Annotated in this window: 5 protein-coding genes and 1 pseudogene; all 6 read right to left on the bottom strand. The window is 71.5% G+C overall.

Annotated elements, in window-relative coordinates:
* Positions 1–287: 287 nt before the first annotated feature.
* Entirely contained in the window at positions 288–1,301 is a 1,014-nt protein-coding gene (nudC, locus tag AB0M56_RS41705; RefSeq protein WP_364186564.1) for an NAD(+) diphosphatase, read from the bottom strand.
* Positions 1,301–2,686 (bottom strand): pitrilysin family protein, encoded by a 1,386-nt coding sequence (locus tag AB0M56_RS41700; RefSeq protein ID WP_364186562.1) that lies wholly within the window; start codon positions 2,684–2,686, stop codon positions 1,301–1,303. The genes nudC and AB0M56_RS41700 overlap by 1 nt, the downstream gene beginning before the upstream one ends.
* Positions 2,683–3,978: a pitrilysin family protein gene (locus tag AB0M56_RS41695; protein ID WP_364186560.1), complete on the bottom strand. Its 1,296-nt coding sequence runs from the start codon at positions 3,976–3,978 to the stop codon at positions 2,683–2,685. The genes AB0M56_RS41700 and AB0M56_RS41695 overlap by 4 nt, the downstream gene beginning before the upstream one ends.
* Positions 3,979–3,987: 9 nt before the next feature.
* Positions 3,988–5,553, bottom strand: coding sequence for a DUF2207 domain-containing protein (locus tag AB0M56_RS41690; RefSeq protein ID WP_364186559.1), 1,566 nt, complete (start codon positions 5,551–5,553; stop codon positions 3,988–3,990).
* Positions 5,546–6,232, bottom strand: coding sequence for a DUF2207 domain-containing protein (locus AB0M56_RS41685; RefSeq protein WP_364186557.1), 687 nt, complete (start codon positions 6,230–6,232; stop codon positions 5,546–5,548). The genes AB0M56_RS41690 and AB0M56_RS41685 overlap by 8 nt, the downstream gene beginning before the upstream one ends.
* Before the next feature lie 415 nt (positions 6,233–6,647).
* Positions 6,648–7,403: pseudogene (locus AB0M56_RS41680) on the bottom strand (RDD family protein); the annotation flags it as partial.
* Positions 7,404–7,616: the final 213 nt, after the last annotated feature.

Here is a 7,616-nt window from a genome sequence, read left to right as displayed (position 1 = left end):
GCCCGAACCCTCACCGGCCCGGCTCGATCCCGAAACCCTGAAGCCATGAACAACCCCTGATCACTCAGGTGTTGCAACGACCCCTAGAAACCGCCGGAGGGCGGGGGGCGTCCCCGTCCCAGTCTATCGGCCCCTGACCTCGAAAAACGGCCGAAGCGGAATCTGTGGACAACCCCGCTCACGAAGGGTTCCCTGTGGACAGGTGCAGGCGAGCACTTGACGCGAAACGACAAAAGCCCTCCCCGGCTCAAGCCGGGAAGGGCCCTGTCACGAGCGAAACCGAAGCCTCATTCCTCCGCGTCAGCCCACGCCTTCAGCATCACGCGAGCGATCGACGAGTTGCCCGGCAGGATGATCTCCGAAGCACCACCCGCGATCGGGGTCGGGACCGCCTCGCCGCCGGCGCTGTTGCGGAACGCCGCGCGGACCTCGTCGCGGGAAACCCACAGGGCTTCTTCGATCTCGCCGTCCGCGGGGACCAGTGGGGCCGAGCGGTCGGCGCGGGCGGTGAAGCCCAGCATGATCGAGCGGGGGAAAGGCCAGGGCTGGCTGCCCAGGTAGCGGATGTCCGTGACGGAAGCACCCACTTCCTCGCGGATCTCCCGCGACACGCAGCCCTCCAGCGACTCGCCGGCTTCGACGAAGCCGGCGAGAACGGAGTAGCGGCCCGCGGGCCAGACCGGCTGGCGGGCGAGCAGCACGTGGGAGCCGTTGACGCCGTCCTGGTCGTGGACGAGGCAGATCACGGCCGGGTCGGTGCGCGGGTACTCCTCGTGGCCCTTGGCCTCGCACTTGCTGGCCCAGCCGAACTGGATCAGGTTCGTGGGTGAGCCGTCGCGGGTGCAGAAGCGGGCCTGGCGCCGCCAGTGGCGCAGGGCCTGGGCGGTGGTGAACAGGCCGGCCGACGTGTCGTCCAGCTGGTCGCCGTAGCCGCGCAGCTCGACCCAGATCTCGCCGTCGACGCGCGGGACCTCTTCGACGACGCCCCAGCTGCCGGACATCTTCACGGTGTCCGTGTCGCCCTCGGGGCGGCCGGGCAGCGACCAGTAGTCGGTGTCCTCCCACTCGCCGAGGAACACCGCGTCGGCCGGGGGTTCCGTGCCGAAGTCGATGGCCTTGCGGGCGGCCAGCGAGGAGCTGCCCTCGGCCACCGGCGTGCGGCCGGTGTCGTCGAGCAGCACCACGCGGGCCTCGGACCACTTGGAGACGAGGCGCTCCGGGTTGGTGCGCAACGTCTCCTGACGGTCCACAGTGGACCGCGCCAGGGTCGGCAGCGACTCCAGGGTGAACGGTACGATCATCAGTCGGCCGTCTCCGAGCCCACCGTCACGTCGCCCAGCGCGGTCAGCTTCGGCGCGAGCAGCTCCGCGTCGCCGACCACCACGCCGGTGAACCGCTTGGGCGCGAAGTACTCCAGCGCCACCTCGGCCACCTGCTCCCCCGTCACGGCCGCGAGCCGCGCCGGGTGTTCCTGCAGCCATTCGACGCCGAGACCGGTGGTTGCCAGCGCCATGATCTGCCCGGCCAGACCCGACTGCGACGACGTGGAGGTGAGCAGCGAGCCGATCGCGTACTGGCGCACCGACTCCACCTCCTCGGCCGTCGGCGGCACGAGGCCGAGGCGCCCCAGCTCGTAGCGCGTTTCGAGCAGCGCGGCGGCGGTGACCTCGTTGGCCGTGTCGGCGTCTACGTTCACCACCGCGTTCTCGCCGGTGAACTCGAAGCCGGAGTGGGCGCCGTACGTGTAACCCTTGTCCTCACGGATGTTCTCGACCAGGCGCGAGGAGAAGTACCCGCCGAAGGCCAGGTTCGCCAGCTGCAGCGCCGCGTACGACGGGTGCGTGCGGGCCACCGTCTGGGCCGAAAGCCGGATCTGCGACTGCACGGCGCCGGCGCGCGGCACCAGCAGAACGTTGCCGCCGGTCAGCTCCGGCAGCGGCGGAAGCACGAGAGCCGAGCGGTCCGAGGCCCAGCCGCCGAGCGCGCGTTCGAGCTCGGCCGGCACGGTGTCGGGGTCGATGTCGCCCACGATCACCAGCACGGAACCCCGCGGCAGCACCGAAGCCGCGTGCAGCGCCCGCACCTGCTCGGGAACGACGGCAGCAACATCAGCGGCCTGCGGGACCTCACGCGTGACGGGGTGGTCGCCGTAGCGCTGCTTCTGCAACGCCTCCCGCGCGATCGTGCGCGGCTGCGTGCGCGACACCGCGATGCGCTCGATCAGCCGCTCGCGTTCACGGGTCACCTCGGGCTCGCCGTAGGTGGCGCCGGTCAGCACGTCGCCGAGCACGTCGAGCAGCGTCGGCAGGCCATCGGAGAGCGCGGAACCGTTGAGGTACAAGCGTTCCGGGTCCACGCCCGCGCCGAGGTCGCCGCCGATCAGCGCCAGCTCGGCGTCGATCTCCACGCGGTCGCGCTTCGCGGTGCCGGTGAGCAGCGTCTCGGCCAGCACCTCCGCGGTGGCCGGGTGCAGCGCGTCCTCACCCGCGAACGGGATCCACAGCCGCACCTCGACCAGCGGGACCGAAGCCTTGCGCACGGCCAGCACGCGCAGGCCGTTGCTCAGCGTGGTGTCCACATGGGACAGGTCGGTAGCGGCGCGCTGCGCGCCCAGCTCGGGCAGCGGACGCGGACCGGTCGCGGTGCGGCCGATTTCCTGCGCGCTGCGGTGCGTAGCCGAAGTCACTGCGCGTCCATCCCTTCGGAGTTGGCGGGCTTCACGACGAGCACAGCGCGCGCGTCGGGGCGCAGCGCCTTCGCCGCGGCCGAAACGGCTTCGCCGGTGACCGCCGACATGCGATCGGCCAGCCGGTGCACCAGCGACGCGTCGCCGTAGAGCAGCTCGAACGCGCCCAGCGCCAGCGTGCGCGACACCAGCCGGTCGTGTTCCGAGTGCAGGCTCGCGGCCCAGCGCGCGGTCACCTTCTTGAGCTCCTGCTCGTCGGGCGGCGTCGTCGCGAGCTCGTCCAGCACCTCGTCGAGGGCGGCCAGCACGCGCTCGCGCTCCACGTCCGGCGGGTGGATCGCGGTGATCGTGAACGTGTCGGGGTCGCGCGCCTCGAACGGGCCGAACAGCCCGGCGCCGGCGCCGATGTCGACCACCAGCGGCTCGCGGTGCACCAGGCGCTGCTGCAGGCGGGAACCGTCACCGTCGGTGAGGACGCCGGCCAGCACGAGGTACGCGAGGTAACCGTCGAGGTCGTTGATCGGGTCGGGCATGCGGTAGCCCACGGCGATCGCGGGCAGCGGCGCGTGCGCGTCCTCGTGCTCGCCGTGCAGCTCCGTGGTGGGCAGCGGCTCGGCGAACGACGGGCGGACGGGCGCGGGGCGGTGCGGCACGTCGCCGAAGTGCTTCTGGATGAGCGCCTTGGCGTTCTCCACCTCGAAGTCGCCGGCGACGGTGAGCACCGCGTTGGCCGGCGAGTAGTAGGTGTCGAAGAAGGCGGCGCAGTCGTCGAGCGTCGCCCCTTCGAGATCCTCGAACGCGCCGTAGCCGTCGTGGGCGTTGGCGAACGTCGAGTACAGCACCGGCGGCAGCAGGATCCAGGGGAACCCGCCGTACGGGCGGTTGCGCACGTTGAGGCGGATCTCCTCCTTGACGACCTCGATCTGGTTCGCCAGGTTCTCCGCGGTCAGCTTCGGCGCACGCATGCGGTCGGCTTCGAGGAACAGCGCGCGCTCGAGGGCCGCCGACGGCAGCACCTCGTAATAGTCGGTGTAGTCGGGGTGGGTGGACCCGTTGAAGGTCCCGCCGCTCGACTGCACGTGGCGGAAGTGGGCCAGCTTCTCCAGGCTTTCACTGCCCTGGAACATCAAGTGCTCGAAGAGGTGCGCGAAACCCGTCAACCCCTCCGGCTCGGAACGAAAGCCCACGTCGTAGTGCACGCTGACCCCGACAACAGGCGCGGTCGGGTCCGGGGCGAGCACCACGCGCAAACCGTTGTCAATCGTGAAACGGACGAGCTCGGGATCGGCCATGCCCCCACCCTACGCAGACGACCCGACCCTCGGCTCGGCTGGTGGCACCGCTCCCAACGCGTGGCGCGCGCTCGTGGCCGCGGCGCCGAGCGCGGCCAGGAAAGCACTGGTCCGGGCGGGTGTGGCGGGGGCGCCGAACCAGTACGCCTGAAGCGAACAAACCGGTTCCGCGAGCGTGCCGAGCCAACGGTCGGCTTCGCCGAGCGCGAGGGCGTACGGGAGGGCGCGGGAGAAAATCAGTTCGGTGACTTCTCCCGGGTGGGCCAGTTGGTTGCGCAGGCCCAGGAGTTGGTCGCGCAGGAGGCTGCCGTCCTGCGTTCGCGGAGGCAGCCACTGGGCGAAGAGGGCGAGCGCGGCGCCGGTGGCGACCACGACCAGGCCGAGCTGGGCGTAGCCGGCGGTGAAGGCGAGCAGGGCAGTGAGGAAGACACCGTAAATGCAGAGGCGGACGGCGATTTTGGCGAGCTGCCCGGGCCGGCGCGCGAGCCAGCCGCGGCGGACGACGGCGGTGCGCAGTTCGTCCTCGATGTCCGGTGTGATGGTCGACAGCAGCGCCGAATCGCCGGGGACGGCGGTTTCGTAGACCGTCCGTTCGAAGGCGGTGAGGTACTCGTCGGGTGGGTTGCGGCGGTGCAGGATCCAGCCTTCCTGCCCGTCTTCGCTGACCCACAGGTAGTTGCGGACGCAGAGGTCGAGCACGGTGACAGCGACGTCTAGGTCGTCGGTACGGCCGGTGAGCAGGAACCCGACATGGCCGGGGAGCACGCCCTGGGGTGAGGAGAACTGGCCGTCGGCTTCGAGCCGGACCGGGAGCACGGCGCTCCGGTCGCGTCGGCGCAGGACCAGCAGCGTGCCGAGGCCGGCGACGACGAGCGCCGACAAGGCGAGCCACGCGGCCAGGATCGGGGTGGTGACGAGGAAGGCCCCGGCCACGGACTTCGCGGGCACGAGTTGTTCGGTCGCGGGCACGGTGCCGGCAGGCAGCTCCGCGGTGAGCTCCACGCGGTCGCCCGGCGCCAGCTTCGACACCGACACGCGCGTGAGCCCGGAGTGGTCGAGCTGCGCAGCGCCGCACGGGGTGGCGGAGCCGGGCGGGCCCGCCAGGCAGGTCACGGCGTCGGGCAGGTTCGGCGCGGCGAAGGTCGCGCGCAGCAGCTCCAGGCGGGTGTCCCAGCCGCCGGCGAGGTCCCAAGTCAGGTGCTCGACGCCGAGCGTGCGGCCGACGGTGCCCGCCACGGTGTAGCGGACCACCGAAGTGCCACCGCGCAGGTCGACGACGATCTGGTCGTCCGTGGTCTGCGTGCTGCCGGAGCCCTCGATGCTGAGGTCGCGCACGGTGAGCACGCGGTCGTGGCCGGCGTCGGCGTAGGTGCGCAGCGGGAGGGTGCGCGTCATCGTGGTGCCGGCCGGGACGGAGACGGCCTCGGTGACGGACAGGGTGCCGTCGCGCTGGAGTTTGAGCGTGACCTCGGCGCTTTGCGGCAGGGTCGGCAGATCCTGGGCTTGGGCCGGGGTCGCGGCGAAGACCAGGGCCGGGATCGCCAGGACAACGGCGAAACTGCGGAGACTAGCCACGGCTGAGCACCTCGAAGCGGTTCTTGCCACGTCGACGGTGCAGCCACGTCGGCACGGCGGCGATCAGCAGCAGGACCAGGGCGAGCACGGGAATGCCCGGGCCCTTGAAGAAGTCGGCCACCGGGGAGACCGCGACGAACCGGGCGTTGACGGGCAGCGCGCCGGGTGGGATGTCGACCGCGAGGTCCACGCGCTCGCCGCGGCGCAGGCCGTCCTGCTCGACGCGGGCGATGCCGCCGGCGCCGAGCTCGGAGAACGTGCAGTGGCGCGCCGAGCCGATCGCGCCGGCGTAACAGTCCACTGCGGAGATCCCCGGGGCGCTGAACGCCGTGGTGAGCCGGATGAGGTCGGCGTCCCAGCCGCCAGTGACCTGCCAGCGCAGCTGGCCGCCGTCGGCGACGGCACCGTCCACTGTGTACGAGAGCGTGGCGGGGCCGGTGTAGGTCGCGACGAGGCCTTCGGAGTCCTCGTCGAGGTGGCCGGAGCCGGTGAGGCGGGCGTCGCGGACGGTGTAGACGCGGTCCTCGTCGTCGGTGGTGGCCACGCGCAGGGCGATGCGGTGGGTGGCGGGCGTGGCAGTGGTGACCTGTTCGGTGACCGTGACGGAGCCGTCGGGGTGGGCCGTGGCGGTGACGTCGGCGGTGAGCCCGGCGAGCGCCGTGGCGAGTTCGAGGAGCATCGGGTCAGCTCGGCGGGGTGAAGGGGTTCTCCGGCTCCGGCTCCCGCTCCGGCGGGGCCGGTGGCGCGGGCTGTTGCGGTGGGTACTGCTGGGCGACCGGCTGGGACGGGTGCTGCGCGGCGGGCTCGAACTGCTGCGGGTGGGTCTGCGCGGCGGGCTCGAACTGCTGCGGCTGGGTCTGCTGCGCAACCGGCTGGAACTGCTGCTGAGGCTCGGGCGCGACCGGCTGAAGCTGTTGGGCCGTCGGCTGGACTTGCTGCTGGAACTGCGGAGTCTGCTGGGTGGCCGGCTTGAACTGCTGCGGCTGGAACTGCTGAGACGGCGGCTGCTGCTGGAAGGGCTGTGGCTGGAAGGGCTGTGGCTGGAAGGGCTGCTGCTGGTACGCCTGCTGCTGCGGCCCCGCGTACACCTGCTGTGCCAGCCGCGCCTGGTCGCGGTTGCGCCGTTCCGCCAGCACCGCCGAGAGGAACACCCACGCCGGCATCTCGTACGGCACCGCCACCCCCACGGCGTGGGCCGTCTGGTCGGCGAGCCCCTGGCCGAGCGCGTGGGCCGCGTCGGGACGCAGCTCGTGGAAGCGGTTCAGGTACTGGCGCGCCGCGAGCGCCAGGTCGTCGGGCAGGCGGCTGAGGTCGAGTTGCGCGGCCCAGCCCTCGAGGCCCGGCGGCATCGCGACGTAGGCCTGCGCGCTCTGCGGCACGCGTTCGCGGATCACCAGCGTGCCGGCCAGGTAGTCGCCGACGCGGCGGCCGTTCGACGAGCTCAGCGAGACGATCACGGCCACCGCGCCCAGGAACCCGAGGGCCCAGAAGTCGACGAAGAAGCCGGCGAGGGCGCGGGTGAGGGCGTGGCGGAAGCGGATGGGGCCGCCGTCGAGCCGGACCACGCGCAGGCCCAGCGCCATCTTGCCCAGCGACTTGCCGCGGCTGAGCGTCTCGAACAGGACCGGGTAGCCGATCACGATCAGCACGAACACCGACAGGAACAGCGCGATCGTGAGCGCCGGGTCGAGGTCGGACGAGGTCGCGGCCACGGTGATCACGACGATCAGCAGGAGCGCGCCCTGCACCAGCACGTCGAGCAGCATCGCGGCGCCGCGGCTGGCGAGCTTGGCCACCCGAAGGTCGAGGACCACAGCCTCACCGGTGACGAGATCGGACTCTTCCTGCACCGGGCCAGCCTAGTTGCCGGTCCGGTCAAAAGAAGGCGGACACCCAACCGAACGCCGCCCGCATGTCGCAACGATATCCGCCGTGACTGTGGCCGGATCGGCAACAGACGGCACAGTTGCCGGTCCGGTCAAAAGAAGGCGGACACCCAACCGAACGCCGCCCGCATGTCGCAACGATATCCGCCGTGACTGTGGCCGGATCGGCAACAGGCG

This window comes from Amycolatopsis sp. NPDC051372 (assembly GCF_040682095.1).
Lineage (GTDB): Bacteria > Actinomycetota > Actinomycetes > Mycobacteriales > Pseudonocardiaceae > Amycolatopsis.
Note: the sequence above shows the minus strand (reverse complement) of the source record. Positions and strands in the feature narration are given on the sequence as shown.

What these genes read in the sequence shown, in the direction of transcription:
- nudC (WP_364186564.1), bottom strand. Translation starts at nt 1,301, where the DNA reads ATGATCGTACCGTTCACCCTGGAGTCGCTGCCGACCCTGGCGCGGTCC.
- AB0M56_RS41695 (WP_364186560.1), bottom strand. Translation starts at nt 3,978, where the DNA reads ATGGCCGATCCCGAGCTCGTCCGTTTCACGATTGACAACGGTTTGCGC.
- AB0M56_RS41685 (WP_364186557.1), bottom strand. Translation starts at nt 6,232, where the DNA reads ATGCTCCTCGAACTCGCCACGGCGCTCGCCGGGCTCACCGCCGACGTC.